The 15,017-nt window shown below is 70.3% G+C and carries 12 protein-coding genes; 7 read left to right on the plus strand and 5 right to left on the minus strand.

From position 1 onward, the window contains the following. Position 1 precedes the first annotated feature (1 nt). The 5 genes from ACFYOJ_RS19090 (at position 2) to ACFYOJ_RS19110 (ending at position 6,318) form a co-directional block, all read left to right on the plus strand. Positions 2-1,507 carry a NuoM family protein gene (locus ACFYOJ_RS19090; protein ID WP_061441629.1) on the plus strand — a complete coding sequence of 502 codons (1,506 nt, stop codon included), beginning with the start codon at positions 2-4 and terminating at the stop codon, positions 1,505-1,507. Continuing rightward, the gene (locus ACFYOJ_RS19095; protein ID WP_061441628.1) at positions 1,504-2,925 is read left to right on the plus strand and encodes an NADH-quinone oxidoreductase subunit N; all 1,422 of its coding nucleotides are present in this window, start codon (positions 1,504-1,506) and stop codon (positions 2,923-2,925) included. The genes ACFYOJ_RS19090 and ACFYOJ_RS19095 overlap by 4 nt, the downstream gene beginning before the upstream one ends. Before the next feature lie 625 nt (positions 2,926-3,550). After that, positions 3,551-4,411, plus strand: a complete 861-nt coding sequence (locus ACFYOJ_RS19100) for a hypothetical protein (protein ID WP_061441627.1) — start codon at positions 3,551-3,553, stop codon at positions 4,409-4,411. A gap of 20 nt (positions 4,412-4,431) precedes the next feature. After that, complete coding sequence (locus ACFYOJ_RS19105; RefSeq protein ID WP_061441626.1) at positions 4,432-4,962, plus strand: carboxymuconolactone decarboxylase family protein; 531 nt, start codon at positions 4,432-4,434, stop codon at positions 4,960-4,962. An 81-nt stretch (positions 4,963-5,043) separates the two neighbouring features. Next, the gene (locus ACFYOJ_RS19110) at positions 5,044-6,318 is read left to right on the plus strand and encodes an MFS transporter (protein ID WP_061441625.1); all 1,275 of its coding nucleotides are present in this window, start codon (positions 5,044-5,046) and stop codon (positions 6,316-6,318) included. A gap of 352 nt (positions 6,319-6,670) precedes the next feature. Here the strand turns inward: ACFYOJ_RS19110 and ACFYOJ_RS19115 are convergent, their stop codons facing one another. Continuing rightward, positions 6,671-8,068, minus strand: a complete 1,398-nt coding sequence (locus ACFYOJ_RS19115) for an MFS transporter (RefSeq protein ID WP_114532502.1) — start codon at positions 8,066-8,068, stop codon at positions 6,671-6,673. 106 nt (positions 8,069-8,174) lie between these two features. Between ACFYOJ_RS19115 and ACFYOJ_RS19120 the strand changes: the two genes are divergently transcribed. Together ACFYOJ_RS19120 and ACFYOJ_RS19125 are read left to right on the plus strand one after the other, a co-directional pair. Continuing rightward, positions 8,175-8,783, plus strand: a complete 609-nt coding sequence (locus tag ACFYOJ_RS19120) for a TetR/AcrR family transcriptional regulator (protein ID WP_061441623.1) — start codon at positions 8,175-8,177, stop codon at positions 8,781-8,783. A gap of 387 nt (positions 8,784-9,170) precedes the next feature. Next, positions 9,171-10,067 (plus strand): DUF5655 domain-containing protein, encoded by an 897-nt coding sequence (locus tag ACFYOJ_RS19125; RefSeq protein WP_061441622.1) that lies wholly within the window; start codon positions 9,171-9,173, stop codon positions 10,065-10,067. A gap of 178 nt (positions 10,068-10,245) precedes the next feature. Here ACFYOJ_RS19125 and ACFYOJ_RS19130 read toward each other — a convergent pair whose 3' ends face one another. From ACFYOJ_RS19130 to ACFYOJ_RS19145, 4 genes are all read right to left on the minus strand, one after another. Next, on the minus strand, positions 10,246-11,613 hold the full coding sequence (locus tag ACFYOJ_RS19130) for a DUF317 domain-containing protein (protein WP_061441621.1): 1,368 nt from the start codon (positions 11,611-11,613) through the stop codon (positions 10,246-10,248). A 65-nt stretch (positions 11,614-11,678) separates the two neighbouring features. Beyond that, on the minus strand, positions 11,679-12,794 hold the full coding sequence (locus tag ACFYOJ_RS19135) for a DnaB-like helicase N-terminal domain-containing protein (RefSeq protein WP_078884531.1): 1,116 nt from the start codon (positions 12,792-12,794) through the stop codon (positions 11,679-11,681). Then, positions 12,794-14,065, minus strand: a complete 1,272-nt coding sequence (locus tag ACFYOJ_RS19140) for a DNA cytosine methyltransferase (RefSeq protein ID WP_061441620.1) — start codon at positions 14,063-14,065, stop codon at positions 12,794-12,796. The genes ACFYOJ_RS19135 and ACFYOJ_RS19140 overlap by 1 nt, the downstream gene beginning before the upstream one ends. Beyond that, complete coding sequence (locus ACFYOJ_RS19145) at positions 14,062-14,985, minus strand: hypothetical protein (protein WP_258566176.1); 924 nt, start codon at positions 14,983-14,985, stop codon at positions 14,062-14,064. The genes ACFYOJ_RS19140 and ACFYOJ_RS19145 overlap by 4 nt, the downstream gene beginning before the upstream one ends. Between the last annotated feature and the right edge of the window lie 32 nt (positions 14,986-15,017).

Genomic DNA, 15,017 nt, shown 5'->3' on the forward strand with positions numbered 1-15,017 from the left:
TGTGCTGACCGTCGTCACGTTCCTGCCGCTGCTGGTGTGCGCGGTACTGCTGCTCCTGCCGCGCACTCTCCCCGAGCGGGCGTACGTATGGGTGTGGATCACCACCGCTGCCGTGGACCTGGCCCTGGTCGTCGGCGTGTGGACCGGCTACGACACCGACGGCGGGATGCAGTACGAGCAGCGGGTGCGCTGGATCCCCAGCGCGGGAGTCGGCTACCACGTGGGCGTCGACGGACTGTCCCTGCCCCTGGTCGCCCTGACCTGCCTGCTGTTCCTGGCCGTCGCGGTCCACTCCCTGCGCGAGACGCGGCGCGTACGCTCCTACGTCTGCCTCTTCCTGTTCCTGCAGACCGTCAGCATCGGTCTGTTCGTCGCCCTCGACCTCATTCTGTTCTTCGTCTTCTTCGACCTGTCGATCGTCGGCATGTTCTTCGTCATCGCGGGATGGGGACACGGCGAACGAGCCCGGGCCGCGGCGCTGAAGTTCTTCCTGTACACCTTCGTCGGCTCGCTCGCCCTCCTCCTCGGCTTCATCGGCCTCTACCTGGCGGCCGACCCGCACACCTTCGACATCGTCGACCTCACCCGCGCGAACCCGCTCGCCGGACGCGGCCTGTACGCGGGCCTCGTACTGCTGGCCATCGGCGTCGGTCTCGCGGTCAAAACGCCGACCGTGCCCTTCCACACCTGGCTGCCGCCCGCCCACACCGACGCCCCCGCCACCGGCTCGGCGATCCTCGCCGGAGTCCTGCTGAAGATGGGCACCTACGGGTTCGTCCGCATCGCCATGCCCCTGCTGCCCGGCAGCTGGCGCCACTACGCGCTCGTCATCGTGATCGTCGGCGCCGTGTCCGTCGTCTACGGGGCCTTGGTGGCGTTGGCGCAGACGGACTTCAAACGCATGATCGCCTACACGTCGGTCAACCACATGGGCTACGTCGTCCTGGCCGTCGGTGCCGCCGGGACACTCGCGGGCAGCGACGCCCAGGCGCGCACCCTGGCGGTGACCGGAGCCGTCACCCAGATGGTCAGCCACGGACTGATCACCGCCGCTCTGTTCCTGCTCGCCGGGGTGCTCTACGACCGCGGACGCACATACACGATGGACTCGTACTCCGGCCTGGCCGCGCATGCCCCGCGCTTCGCGGCGGTCACCGCCGTCGCCGCGTTCGCCAGCCTCGGCATTCCAGGCTTTTCCGGCTTCATCGCCGAATTCCAGATCTTCACCGGCAGCCTGGCCTCCCACGCCATTGCCACCGCCATCGCCGTGACCGGCATCCTCATCACCGCCGCCCTGTTCCTGACCGCACTGCGGCGCATGTTCCTCGGTACCCCGCGCCTTCCCGAAACCATCCCCACCGGCATTGTCCGCGACTTGAGAAAGGCCGAGGCGCTGTCCACGGTGCCGCTGCTCGCGGTGGCCCTGGTGATCGGCATCGCACCGCGCTGGCTGCTGGACGTCATCGAACCCGCCAGCCGCACCCTGACGGGCCTGGTCGCACGGTGAACGAGAACCTGGCCGCCCTCATCCCCGAAATCGCCCTCCTCGGCGCCGCCGTCATCGGCCTCCTGGCCGGCTCCTGGCTGCCCCGCCGCCGTCAGTGGCTCGTGGCCGTACTCGCCGCGGCCGCCTGCGCGACCGGCCTGACGGCCACCGCCGTCACCATGGTCACCGACCGCGAACAGACCGTCTTCGCCGCCGCGTTCGCCGTCGACGCCGCCACCGACACCGGGCGGCTCATCGTGCTCGTCGCTCTGCTGCTGATCATCTGCATGTCGGTGGAGACCGTACGGCGCCACAAACGCGAGGCCGAGTACTGGGTGCTGCTCCTGATGACCGGCGCCGGCACCCTCGCCCTCACCGGCGCGAACGACCTGCTGATGCTCTTCGCCGCCTACCTGCTGGCCAGCGTCCCCGCCTACGCACTCGCCGGGTTCGCGAAGGACGCCCCCGGCACCGAAGCCGCCCTGAAGTACTACCTTATGGGCGCCCTGCTGGGCATCACCATGCTCGCCGGCACCGCGCTCCTCTACGGCGCCGGCCACGCCACCCACTACAGCGAACTCGCCAAGACCCTGCCCTCCGCGCCCTACGGACTCGTCGCCGTCGGACTCGTCGGCGTCCTCGCCGGCCTGCTCTTCAAGATCGGCGCCGTACCGGCCCACTTCTGGGTGCCCGACGTCACCGACGGGGCGCCGGCACCCGTCGCCGCGTACGTCACCACCCTGCCCAAAGTCGGTGGTCTGATCGCCGGTTACCGGCTGCTGCAACAGGCACTCGCCGACAGCGACGTCAACTGGCCGCTGCTTCTCGCGATTCTCGCCGCGGTCACCATGACCCTGGGCAATCTCGCGGCGTTCTTCCAGACCTCCGTCAAACGCCTGCTCGCCTACTCCACGATCAGTCAGGTCGGCTACCTGCTCATGGCCCTGGCCGTCACCACCCGCAGCGGCACCGTTCAGCGGAGCCTGCTGCTCTACCTGGCCGCCTACGCCGTCACCAACCTCGGCGCCTTCGCGGTCGTTGCGACACTTCCGCGGGCCCGTGCCCTCACCGACTACCGCGGCCTCGCCCGCCGCCGCCCCGACCTCGCGGCCGTGCTCGTCGTCTGTCTCCTGGGCCTGGTCGGCACGCCGCCTACCGGCGTCTTCCTCGGCAAACTGGAGATCTTCAGCGCGACCATCGACGGCGGCTACACCTGGCTCGCCGCCCTCGCCGTCGCCAACACCGTCGCCTCGCTCTTCTACTACCTGCGCTGGCTCGGCCCCCTGTTCCTCACCACCGGCACGGCACCCACCGATACGCAGACCGGCCCACGACGCTGGTCCGCTGCCACCGCTCACCTAGCGGGCACCCTTTCCCTCACACTCGGCATCGCCGGACAAGCCGTACTCACCATCGCCGAAGGACCGCTGCTGCCCTGAAGCAACCGCGCCTCCTTCGTAAGTCGGCATCTCCCTGAGGTTGCAGACAGGGGACACCGGCCGCTGCGCCGCCACGGCTGGGTGCGGAAAGAGGAGCCTGTCGTCCCGCCGATAGCGCTGCCGACTGCGCTGCCGCCGGGCAGACCTTCCCTCGATGAGAAGGACCCGGCGAGCCCTCAGACGGACCGGGAAGTGGCCTTCGATGCCGACGCGGGCGTCTTCTCCGGAGACTTTCCTCTCCAGTGAGTGCCCTCTTCCACCATTCTCCTGCCTGGCCTCTCGCCCATCCCTCGATGCGTCGAAGTCGTCCGAGCACCGGGTGCTGCCCGCCTGCCCCCTGCATGGACCGCGTTCGCGTAGGCGGCGCCAGTTTCTCTGCCGCGCGTCACCAGGTGCCCTGTCGTTCTGCTGCCGTTCGCGGGAGTCACCGCAGAGCCAGCCGTGCCGGCACGCTGGCGTCACGGCGCCGGGACAGGTGGGTGGGTGCATCTGGCAGATCCGCCTCGAAGCCCTCTCGCGAGATTTCAATCATCGAGGTACCGGAATACCCCGGGGGGGTATATGGTTGCGATCAACGTCCTGAACGGACAACGCCCGAAGGCGCATCACAACCATGGGAGATGCCATGACGAATCACGCTGGCCACGGCCACACCAGCCACGGTGTCCACGGTGTCCACGGCGGGGCCCAGCCCGGTGGGCTGTCGGTCTCCGAGAACGGGTACACCCTCGAGCTCGACTCGACGATCCTCGCCGCCGGCGTGCAGCCGGTCAGCTTCCGGGTGATCGGCCCCGACGGGCGGGCGGTGACCGAGTTCGTGCCTGAGCACGAGAAGGAACTGCACTTCATCGCCGTACGGCGCGACACGGCCGGATTCCAGCACGTCCACCCCGTGCGGGACGAGAAGGGCACCTGGAGCACCGAACTGACCCTGGAACCGGGGGACTGGAGGTTCTTCGCCGACATCCACCCGGTCGGCCACGACGGCACCCTGACGCTCGGGATCGACGCCGCGGTCGCCGGGCCGTACGCCCCACAGCCGCTCCCCGAGGCCACCGGCATCGCGCGGATCGGCGAGTACACCGTCGCGCTCGACGGCACGCTCGTGCCCGGCGAGGCGAGCGAGCTGACCCTCACCGTCAGCCGGAACGGCCGCCCCGTCACCGATCTGCAGCCCTACCTGGCCGCGTACGGGCACCTGGTCGCGCTGCGGGTCGGCGACCTGGGCTACCTCCACGTCCACCCGGAGGGCGAGCCCGGTGACGGCACCACCGCGCCGGGACCCGGCATCTCCTTCATGGCCGTAGCGCCCACGGCCGGCACCTACCGGCTGTACCTGGACTTCCAGCACGCCGACATCGTCCGGACCGCCGAGTTCACCGTGCGGACCACCGAGCCCGCCGCGGTCACGTCGGTCAACTCGGTCACCGCACCCGGGCACGCGGGCCACGACCACGGCCACCACACACACCACGCCCACCACTGACCATAAGCAGAAGGAGCGTCATGCCCCGCCTGACCCGCCTCACACCCGACACGGCGGTTGGCGCCTCCCGCGATCTCCTCGCCGACCTGGTCTCCCGCCACGGCCAAGTCGGTGACATGGTCGCCACGATGGCGCACTCCCCGGCCGTGCTCGGCGGCTACCTCCAACTCAGCCGGGCCATGGGCCGCGCCAAGCTGAACCGCCGGATCAGCGAACGCGTCTCGATCGCCGTCCAGGCCCAGCAGGGCTGCGGACTGTGCCTCGACGCGCACGTCAGCGCCGCCCGCGCCCTGTGCGTGGACGAGGAGGAGATCGAGCGAGCCCGCGCGGGCACCTCGGCCGACCCCGCGATCGCCGCGGTCATTACCCTCGCCCCCCAGATCTACCGCGAGCCGGCGTCGATCACCGACGACCAGGTCACCGCCCTGCGCGAGCACGGCTACAGCGACCGCGCGATCGCCGACGTCGTCGGCGTCGTCGCACTCAACATCCTCACCGGCGCCTTCAACCTGCTCGCCGGCCTCACCCCGGAAAGCGCCGCCCGTGCCTAGAGACCTGCCCGCCTGTACCCGCGGGGCACGGCCTCCGCTCCGGAGCCGTGCCCCGCCGCATGGACACGGAAGGAAAACGCCATGCGTCTGTTCGCCCTCCGCGACTATCGCCGCCTGTTCAGTGCCCAGGTCATCGCCCTGTTCGGCACCGGGCTGACCACAGTGGCCCTCGGCCTGCTCGCCTACGACCTCGCCGGTCCGCACGCCGGCATGGTCCTCGGTACGGCCCTCACCATCAAGATGGTCATGTACGTGGTCATCGCGCCCCTGGCCGCCGCGTACGTCGACCGGCTTCCCAGAAGAACGCTCCTGGTCCTCCTCGACGTGGTCCGCGGTGCGGTGGTCCTGGTACTGCCGCTGGTCACCGAGGTCTGGCACGTCTACGTCCTGATTGGCCTGCTCCAGACCGCCTCCGCGGCCTTCACCCCGACATTCCAAGCCGTCATCCCCGACATCGTCACCGACGAGTCCGCCTACACGCGTGCCCTGTCCGCCTCCCAAGTCGCCTCCACCATGGAGAGCCTGCTCAGCCCCGTGCTGGCGGCCGTCGCCCTGACGTTCATGAGCTTCGACCGACTGTTCCTGGGAACCTCCGCCGGCTTCCTCGTCTCCGGCCTGCTCGTCCTGTCGGCACGCGTCCCCGACGCCCGCCCCAGTACCCACACCAAGGCGTGGGACAAGGCGGCAGCGGGGATCAGGACCTTCCTCCGCACGCCTCGACTGCGCGGCCTCATGGCACTCAATCTCGTGGTTGCGGCGGCAGGGTCGATCGTCGTCGTCAACACTGTCAACCACGTCCGCGACCGGCTCGGCGGCTCGCAGCCGGACGTCGCCTGGATGCTCGCCGCCTCCGGCACCGGAACCCTCCTGGCCGCCCTCGTACTGCCCCGCGTCCTCGACCGGGTCTCCGCCCGCACCGTCATGATGACCGGCGCCGGAGTCCTCGTCGGCGCCACGGGTGCCGCGGTGACGCTCGTCGTGACTGGGCTCGCCACATGGACCGGTACGGCGATCACCTGGACCGCGATCGGTGTCGGCATGGCGCTGATCATCACTCCGACCGGCAAGGTCCTGCGTGCCTCCGTCGGACGGAACGCGATCCCCGAGGCATTCGCCGCCCAATTCTCTCTGTCGCACCTGGCCTGGCTGATCACCTATCCCATCGCGGGGTGGCTCGGAACGAACGCGGGCCTCCCCCTCGCCTGGTCCGTCCTCGCGATCCTTGCCGGAGCGGGAGCGATCGGTGCCCTCCTCCTGTGGCCGCGCCACGACGGACGAGGAACCATGACGAGACTCTCGACTCCCGCCCGCCATGTGCCCAGCAAAGAACGGTCCGCCCTGGCCAAGGCCGCGTGAAGTGCCGCAGACCCGGCCGTGGGCTGTGATCACCGGGCTGACCAGTGTCTCGTGTACCGACAGGCTTCACGCCCCGGGCCGCCAGGCGGTCCGGGGCTCACTCGGGTACTCCGCGGGGGCGGGCGTGCATGCATGCGATGCCGTGTTCAACGACGTCGCACTGGGCCGGGCACCCTGCGCCCCGGCTAATGAGCACGCCCGGGATGGTGGCTGGCACCACGATGGTGGAGGTGGCCGGCGCCTTCGGCGGCGAGGCCGTGCCGTGCTGGCTACGCCCACTCCACCCCCAACCTCCGCAGCCGTCGCGGGCAGGTCGGGGCCGCCGCGGGTTGGCAGCCGCATTCTGCTCGGCTCAGGCCATTTGGACTGGGATCAGCCACAGGGAGATGAGGGCGGAGGCCGCGGCGATGCCTGTGGCGACGAGGAAGGCGTTGTCGAACCCGGTCGCGGCGGCGGAGGGGGTGTGGGTGGCGATGCTGGCGGCTGCGGCGCTGGATACGGCGGCGGCGCCTGTGGAGGCGCCGAACTCGTGGAAGGTGCTGATGATTCCTGAGGCCACCCCGGCCTCGTGTGGGGCGACGCTGCCGAGGGCGGTGGCCGAGGCGACCACGAACAGGGTGCCCAGACCGGCCGCGGCGATACTCACGCCGGTGACCATGGCGGCGGTGCCGGACCAGAGGACTGGGACGAGGAATCCGGCGGCCGCGAGGACCAGGGCCGCCGTTGCCAGCAGTCGGGCCCCGAGGCGGCCGATCACGCGGCCGGCCGTAGTGGCGGCAGCCATGGTCACCAGCGCCACCGGCAGGAACAGCACCCCGGTCATCAAGGCGCCATGGCCCTGGTGGTTCTGCAGGTAGAAGGAGCCGAGGAAGAAGACACCCACCATCAGGGCCGTGGCCACCGCGATGATGAAGATGCCCGCCAGTACCGGGCGCCGGCTGAGCAGGCGAAGGTCCATCAGCGGTGCCGCCGTCCGGCGCTGCCAGGCGGTGAAAGCTGCGCATGCGGCTGCCGAGGCGGCGAACAGGGCGAGGGTGAGGGCGTCGAGCCAGCCGTGGTCGCCGGCACGGATCAGGGCGTAGATGAGAGCACCGGTGGCCGCGGCGACGAGGGCGGCGCCGGGCACGTCGAGGGAGTCGGCGGCCGCCTTGGGCAGGGTGGGCAGGATCCGGGCGAGTGCGGCGAGTACGGCCAAGCCGACGGGGACGTTGATGAAGAAGACCCAGGCCCAGCCGGGCCCGGCGGTGATCAGCCCGCCCAGCAGCACGCCGAGGGCGGCGCCGCCGCCGCCGAGCGCCGACCAGATACCCAGTGCCTTGTTGCGTTCGTCGCCGTCGAACAGTCTCACCACGACCGACAGGGCCGCCGGCGAGAGCATCGCGGCGCCCGCGCCCTGGGCGATCCGGGCGGTCAGCAGCAGGGGAGCGCCGGTGGCCAGTCCGGCGGCCAGGGACGCGGCGGTGAACAGGGTGAGCCCTGCCAGGACGACGCGCTTGGCGCCAAACAGGTCGGCGGCCCGGCCGCCGAGCAGCATCAGGCTGCCGAAGGTGAGGGCGTAGCCGCTGACCACCCAGGTCAGGGCGGCGCGGTCCAGGTCCAGTTCGGTGCCCATGTGGGGCAGTGCGATGGCGACCACGGTGATGTCGAGGATGAGCATCAGCTGGGCCAGTCCCAGCAGGCCGAGGACCGGCCAGCGCCGTGGATGGGGTGTCTGCGGCGTGTGTGTGCTCGCGGTTTCCGTGTCACTCATGACGCTCACCTCTCGACGGATAATCCGTACAGTGCTGTTCAGGTTAGACCTGCAGCCCGCCTAAGCCAAACAGTTATGTTCGACTTATTCCGGTAGGGTGTGGGGCATGGGCAGTAGAAGCACCGTCAAACGCGCCGACGCCCTGCGGAGCATCGACGCGATCGTCAAGGCCGCGGCCGAGTGCCTGGGACAGAACCCGGAGGCGAGCCTCAGCGAGATCGCGCGCGCCGCGGGCGTGGGCCGGGTGACGCTGTACGCGCACTTCGCCTCCCGGGCGGAGGTCGTCGATGCGGCGATGAGCCGCGCAGTGGACCGGGGCAATCAGGCACTGGACGCGGTCGATCTGGCCGGTGATCCGCTGCTCGCGCTGGCGCGCTATGTCGAGGCCAGCTGGCGTCTGGTGGACCAGGCGCGTGCGCTGTTGGTCGCTGCCCAGAGGGAACTGCCTCCTGGTCGCATCCGCGAGCTGCACAGCGGCCCGGCCGCCCGGGTCGAGACGCTCATCGCCCGTGGCCGTTCTGAGGGGGTCTTCCGCACCGACCTGCCGATCGCGTGGCTGGTCAACGTCCTGCACTCGGTCATGCACAGTGCCGCCGACGAGATCCGTGCGGGCCGTCTCACCTCCGAGCATGCCGCCGGCCACATCACCGCCACGGTGCTGGCCGCCTTCACCCCGCCGGGCAGGCCGGTGCCCGAACCCGGTGCGGGCACGTGACGCTTCCTGGCATCCTGCTGCGGCAACGGCGACGACAGCAGCTCGGCCGAGCACGGCTTACTGGACGACCGACGGCCCACCTTTCTCTACAGCTCACACTCTGCAGGTGTACGCGGTGAGCCGTTGCCGTCGAGCAGGCGCTTAGAAGGCACGTGCTCTATCCGCTGAGCTACGGGGGCTGACCTGCGTAAACGCAGCTTCCGGGAGCTGTCCCCCAGGTCGCGGGGGACACATGGGGGAATCGTGGATTCCCGGTCACCGGGGGGCGCGAGCTCCCTGGTCGAGCAGTACGTAGGGTCTCACACTATCTTCACGCCCCCGAAGGCTCTCGCGGAAACAATCCCGCACCCCGTCGGCGTTGGTGATCACCGAGCCGAGGAGGGGAAGGTGTCGGGCCTGAAGCTGTTCCGCACGGACACGACGAACAGCGGCATGACGGAGGTCATGCCGCGTCTTGCTGAGATCGAGGCCGATGTGCAGGCTCTCGTCGAGGCGCACATGGAGACGCTGCTGGGCGTCCGCTTCCTGGCGAGCGAGTACAGCACGGGGCCCGCCCACGGGGGCCGGATCGACTCGCTCGGGCTGGACGAGAACGGATCGCCGGTCATCATTGAGTACAAGCGCGGCACGGACGCCGGCGTCATCAACCAGGGCCTGTTCTACCTGGCCTGGCTGATGGACCACCGGGCGGAGTTCGAGCACCTGGTCCGCGACCGGCTCGGGGTGACGGCCGCGTCCCAGGTCCTGTGGAGCGGACCACGCCTGATCTGCATCGCCGGCGACTTCACCCGCTACGACGTGCATGCCGTGCGCGAGCACCGGAGGTCGATCGACCTGGTTCGCTACCGACTCTTCGGCAGGGACCTGCTCGGGCTTGAGACCGTGGCCTCCGTGAGCGGCGGCGTGCAGGTGGCCCGTCGGGCACGGCGCCAGGCGGTTGCCCAGTCGGCGGCTGATGTCCAGGGCGCGGCGATGCGCGAGTTGGCGGGTGCGGTCGACGAGGTCCTGCTCGGGCTCGGGGATGGTGTGAACCGGGTGGAGCGCAAGACCTACCGGGCGTATCAGCGGCTGCGCAACTTTGCCTGCCTGTGCCCGCCGCAGCGAAGCAAGCTGCTGGTCTATCTGAAGGTCGATCCGAAGAACGTCGATCTTGTTCCGGGCTTCACTCGGGACGTGTCCGGTCTCGGTCACCACGGCACGGGTGATCTGGAGGTCCAGCTCCGTACGCTGAGGGACGTGGAGCGGGCGCAGGACTTGTTCCGGGCGAGCTACGCGGCGGCGTGATCGCCCGGCGCTCCCGGCCTCGTGACGGGCTGCGCTACGTGTGGTGTCTGCGGTCGTGGGAGGAGCCTCTCGACGTGCGGGCAGGGCGTGGCGGTGGACTATCTATGGTGCGTGGGATCGCCGGTTTGGCCAACCGGCGATCCCAAGCTATGTTGCCCCGCTCGTGCGGGGGTGATGATCAGCGTGAACGGCTGGCGGGTCGGCCGGCCGTGACCGCCGGAGCCGCCGGCGCACTGGCTGCGAGGCGGGTCCTGTGATCGCGGCGGCCCGGCTGGGGCTGGCGTGTGCCGGTCTCGTGGGCGAGAGTTTCGGAGAGGTCGGCCAGTAGCGAACTCGGGGTGTGCGGGGACGCGGTGATGGCCCAGGTGGGCCGGTCCGGGTCGGGGCCGGCCCAGATGGTCCAGGTGGCTGGGCTCTGGGGGGCCTGCGCGGTCAGTGGGTCAAACCGGACGCCTGCCTGCCCGTCGGGGGACGTCCACCGGATCCCGTGCCCTGTCAGGGTGTGCTTCCACCCGGCCTCAGTGAGCGGCTGCGTGGCTGTGGTGACCGTCCTCTCGCCCACTGGGACGCCGATGACCGTGTCCCAGCCGTCTCCGTCGGCGAGGTGGTTCAGCAGATTCTGCAGTACTGGGGCGGGGGTGGCGCCGCTCGCGGTGAGGTGCCACATGCGGTCGGAGACAGGCGTTTCGTAGGCGGCTACGGTCCAGGCGGTCTCGCGGGCCTGGGTTTCGTGGACGCGTTCGATGCGCAGGGTCTGCGTTTCGTGGATGGCGTGGGTCGTTTCATCGGACCAGGTGCGCCACTTTTCGAACTCGCCGTGCGTGTCGAGGAAGGTGTCGAGGAGGGCGTCGTGGTCGTCGGCATCGGCCAGGTAGATAGGGACGGCCTCCAGCTGGGGGCGGGGCGGTTCGGGCTTGGCTGTGGTGATGTCGAAGACGGAACGCGCTGCGGTGGCGGCGCGTTCGGTGTCGGTCAGGGGCGCTGGGCCGGGGCGCATTTCGGCCGCGTGGGCGTTCTCGAAGGCCACCAGTGCTTCCGCGGGTGAGTCGAAGGTGTCGGCGATCTGACGCAGATGGTCCTCGCCGTGGAGGTAGACGGTCTTGCCGCCCTGGTGGAGGTATGTGCCGACCGCGACGGTGGTGTGGCCGTCGTGGGCGTGGGCGTGTATCAGGAGGTGGCCGTTGCGGATGTCGTCGTGGATCTTCTGCGCCTGGTTGGAGACCTCGCGGATTTCGCTGCGCGTGCACCAGGGCATCGGGTAGTTCGGCCAGGTCCATTCCTCGTCGATGGCCTCCTGGAGCCGTGGGGTGATCTCGACGGTGATGCCTTCGGCGGTCAGGTGCTGGGCGGCGTCGGCGGCCCAGTAGGGCTCCTCGTGATCGATGCGGGCCAGGACCAGGACGTTTGTGGCGGCGGCACTCCAGCCGGCAGCCTCCAGAGCCGTGGAGGCGACGTGGGCCTGGGTGCCGGTCAGGTGGGCTTGCACGGCGCTCGGGTGAGTGGGGTGGGTGTCGAGGCGGACATGGGCGTCGATGGAGGCAGTCACGTGGGGGTCTCATCCGTTCTGCCGGTGGCCGGACTCGCGGGCCCGGCCACCGGCGTAATCGGGAGTTATCGGGTTGCTCGTGTGGGCCGGGCGGCGTGTGCGGCCGTGGTGGTCGGCGGGCCGGCGCGGGTGGCAGGGGCCGCTCGCCGCTGCTGCGGCGGAGTGGCTCCGGCGGCGTGCTGCCAGCGGGTGCGGACGGCGGCGATGTCAGCGAGAGCGCGACGGGCCCCGGCGACGAGCTGGAAGGGGGTGTTCGCCGAGTCGCCGGCGTACGCCTCGACGCGCCGTCCGGTGTGTTCGGCCGTTGCCAGCAGGGAGCGCCGCAGGGCGCGTTCGGCCCAGTGCTCGACGGATCCGGCGGGTTCGGCCAGCATGCGCAGGACCTCGCCTGGTTCACGGCCGTAGTCGAGCAGGCCGCGCTGCTGGGCTTCCCACAGGACGGTGACGGGGTCGATGGGCTCGTCGCGGCGGGCGAGGGTGGTCAGGCACTGCCACAGGCCGGCGTGCAGGGGCAGGGTGAGGTCGTCGGGGAGCAGCCACCGGACGGCGTCGATGTCGTCCGGGCGGGCGGTGGCGGTCGCGAGCAGGAGCTGCTCCTCCTCGACCGCCTCGGTGTCGTCGGCGGCGGTGGGAGGAGGTGCCGGGGTGCGGGGAAGGACACCGGAGCGCGGGGGGAAGCGGTTCGCGATGTCGTCCACGACCGCGGCAAGTGCATCCGCCTCGGCGAGCGCTGTCTGGACAGGGTGCGGGACGGAGGCGTCGTGGACGGTGTGGACGAGGCGTTCGGCGGCCGTCAGCAGGCGACGGCGGGCGTGCTCGGCCTCGACCATCCGGGCGTACGCGGGGGCGTGGCGGGGCCAGGGGCAGACCTGAACGAGGGCGTGCAGGTAGGAAGCGGTCAGTCCGCGCGCCTCCTCCAGGGCGGTAGCGAGTACGCGGTCGAGCCACGTGGTGTTCTTCGCGTGCTCGGCGGGATCGGGCCGCGGCAGGGTACTGATCGCGGCATACAGGGCGGCGTGCGCGGCGGTGGAGAACGAGTCGGCGGCGATGCCGTTCACGTCGTCCAGGCGGTGCGGGTCGAGGAGGAGAGCCCCCAGGAGGGCCTGCTCGACGTGGAACACCGGCTGGGGCGGTGGGACGGCGTCAAGGTCGTCTTCGTCGGGTTCGGGGGTGTGGGGCATCAGGCGGCGAGGGCGAAGTCGTCGGGGTCGAGGGTGACGCCGAGGTGCGGGGCGAGGAGGTGGCCGGCGAGCAGCGGGGGAACGGCGTTGCCGATCTGGGAGAACTGCTGGCCCTTGTTGCCGGCCCAGGGGTAGTCGGCGGGAAAGGTCTGCAGGAGGCCCGCCTCGCGGGCGGTGATCCGGATCGGCTCGGGAACGGCCGGCGCATCGGTGTCCGTGGCCGAGGGTGTGGCGGGTTCGGCGACCCAGGTGCACTCGTTGGCGCGGTGCCCGAAGAACAGCGTGCCAGCCGGCTCCTGGATGGACCGGACGGTGGCGTTGGCCTGGTTGTTGCTGCGCAGGGACCAGGACCAGCGGTGCGCCTCGGCGGTGAACGTGGGCGCCGGAGCGTCGGCCGCACGATTCTCGCGCATGCCGTGCCGGGCCGCCCACCCCGCGCCTTCCCGGCGGGACTGCAGAACCACCCCGTCCGGCCGCGGCATCCAGGTGCCGCGCTCCCGCGCGTCGGACAGCGTCTTGCGAGAGCCCGACGGGAACGGCTCGGGGCCGCCGCCAGGCCCACCTCCTGCACAGACGGTGGGGACGGGCCGGTCGGTCGCGCCCCACCCCAGAGCTTCGGCCATGCTGACCCAGCGGGCACGGCCCGGACCGAACAGCGATTCCGGCTCGCCGAGCTGGGCGTGCGTGGGCGTGGGCGGCTGCGCCGTGCGGACGCGGGAGGCCAGAAGGATTGCCCGCTTCCTGGTCTGCGGGACGCCGAAGTCGGCGGCGTTGAGGATCCCGCACCAGACGGAGAACCCCCACCCGCGCAGGACGGCCGCGTACTGCTTCCACAAGGGCAGCACGTCCGGTACCTCCTCCATGGCCACCCAGTCGGGCTCGCCGACCGCGTGCAGCGCGTACAGGTAGCGCATCGGCTCGGCGGCGAGCAGGGAGCGCTCGTCACAGCAGGCGGCGAGGAGGCGCTCGCGGGTATCGCGACCGGCGGCCAGATCCTCGACCGCCGCGTGCACCAGCGGCTGGTCGACCAGGCCGAGGCGCTTGCCGGCCATGCTCCACGCCTGACACGGCGGCGAAGCGATCACACCGCGGGTGCGGCCGACGAACGGCCATACCGGATACCTCGCCACGTCGCACCGGATGGTCAACTGACCCGCCGCAGCACGGGTCTTACATGCCCACGGGTCCCATTCCAGGCCGACGTCGCGCACGCCCAGGACGTGCAGCGCCCTGCTCCAGCCGCCCGGCCCCGCGAAGAGGTCGAGTATCACGTGGCCAGCCCGAAGTCGTCCTGCGTCAGCGCGTCGGCGTCGCCCCGGCACGCCCAGGGCGAGCAGCCGTCTTCGACACCGTTCTCCAGGACGTCGGCCTCCTCCGCGCTGATCCGCAGGGCGGCCCGCTCGGCGGCGGTGACGTGATCGATGGGGGCTTCGCTGAGCGGGACGCGGGAGCGGTGCAGGAACGCCTCGCCGAGCAGTCTGTTGCCGGTGGCGTTGGCACGGGCATTGCCCTGCCGGATGGCCGCGTCGAATTCGACGACGTCCGCCCACTCGGACGGAGATGTGTCCCTGATATGCCGCCACTGCGCATTTCCATGGAACGGGCATCCCAGGCAACTCGACTTCGGGGTATCGGCAAGACCGAGGGAAGTCAGGTAGCGTGCACAGTCGGCCCTGCTCCAGGACATGTCCAGAAGGGGATGCCGGTTACGCATGTACTTGACGTCCGCGTCCTTCGCGCGGTGGAATTCATCCGTGGAGATTCCTACCCACTGCTCGACGAAAACGCCCTTCGGGATGCGTGCCGGATAGGGGTAGCCGAGCAGTTCGCGGACCTTCTGCTTGATTGGCTTGACCTTATATTCGCCGGTGCACTGCCGCCGGGTCATCCCAGGTCGCCCGTCCTGATTGAGGATGTGGAGCGGCATGGAGGCGAACCGGTGATCCGGGTTCAGGGCGTCGTCTCGGATATTTCCGGCCGACACGCGCAGTACGGGTATCCCGGCGGGGGCGGCTATCTCTTCTTCCAGGCGGTCAAGGTGTGCATAAACCGCTTCGGGTTCCCATCCGGTGTCGGCGAAAATCGCATAGTCGACCCTGGGGAGAATGCCCTCGGCTGACAGGGCAAGGAGCGTGCTGGATTGAACTCCCGCACCGAGGGAGAGGGCGCGGAATCGGGGCTGATCTGAAATGGTCTGTCCTGGGTTTAGGGAAAGGGGAGGGA

The organism is Streptomyces sp. NPDC006384 (assembly GCF_042870695.1).
Classification (GTDB): domain Bacteria; phylum Actinomycetota; class Actinomycetes; order Streptomycetales; family Streptomycetaceae; genus Streptomyces.

Coding starts and splice junctions, on each gene's coding strand:
- ACFYOJ_RS19105 (WP_061441626.1), top strand. CDS start 4,432: ATGCCCCGCCTGACCCGCCTCACACCCGACACGGCGGTTGGCGCCTCC.
- ACFYOJ_RS19115 (WP_114532502.1), bottom strand. CDS start 8,068: ATGAGTGACACGGAAACCGCGAGCACACACACGCCGCAGACACCCCAT.
- ACFYOJ_RS19120 (WP_061441623.1), top strand. CDS start 8,175: ATGGGCAGTAGAAGCACCGTCAAACGCGCCGACGCCCTGCGGAGCATC.
- ACFYOJ_RS19110 (WP_061441625.1), top strand. CDS start 5,044: ATGCGTCTGTTCGCCCTCCGCGACTATCGCCGCCTGTTCAGTGCCCAG.
- ACFYOJ_RS19100 (WP_061441627.1), top strand. CDS start 3,551: ATGACGAATCACGCTGGCCACGGCCACACCAGCCACGGTGTCCACGGT.
- ACFYOJ_RS19135 (WP_078884531.1), bottom strand. CDS start 12,794: ATGCCCCACACCCCCGAACCCGACGAAGACGACCTTGACGCCGTCCCA.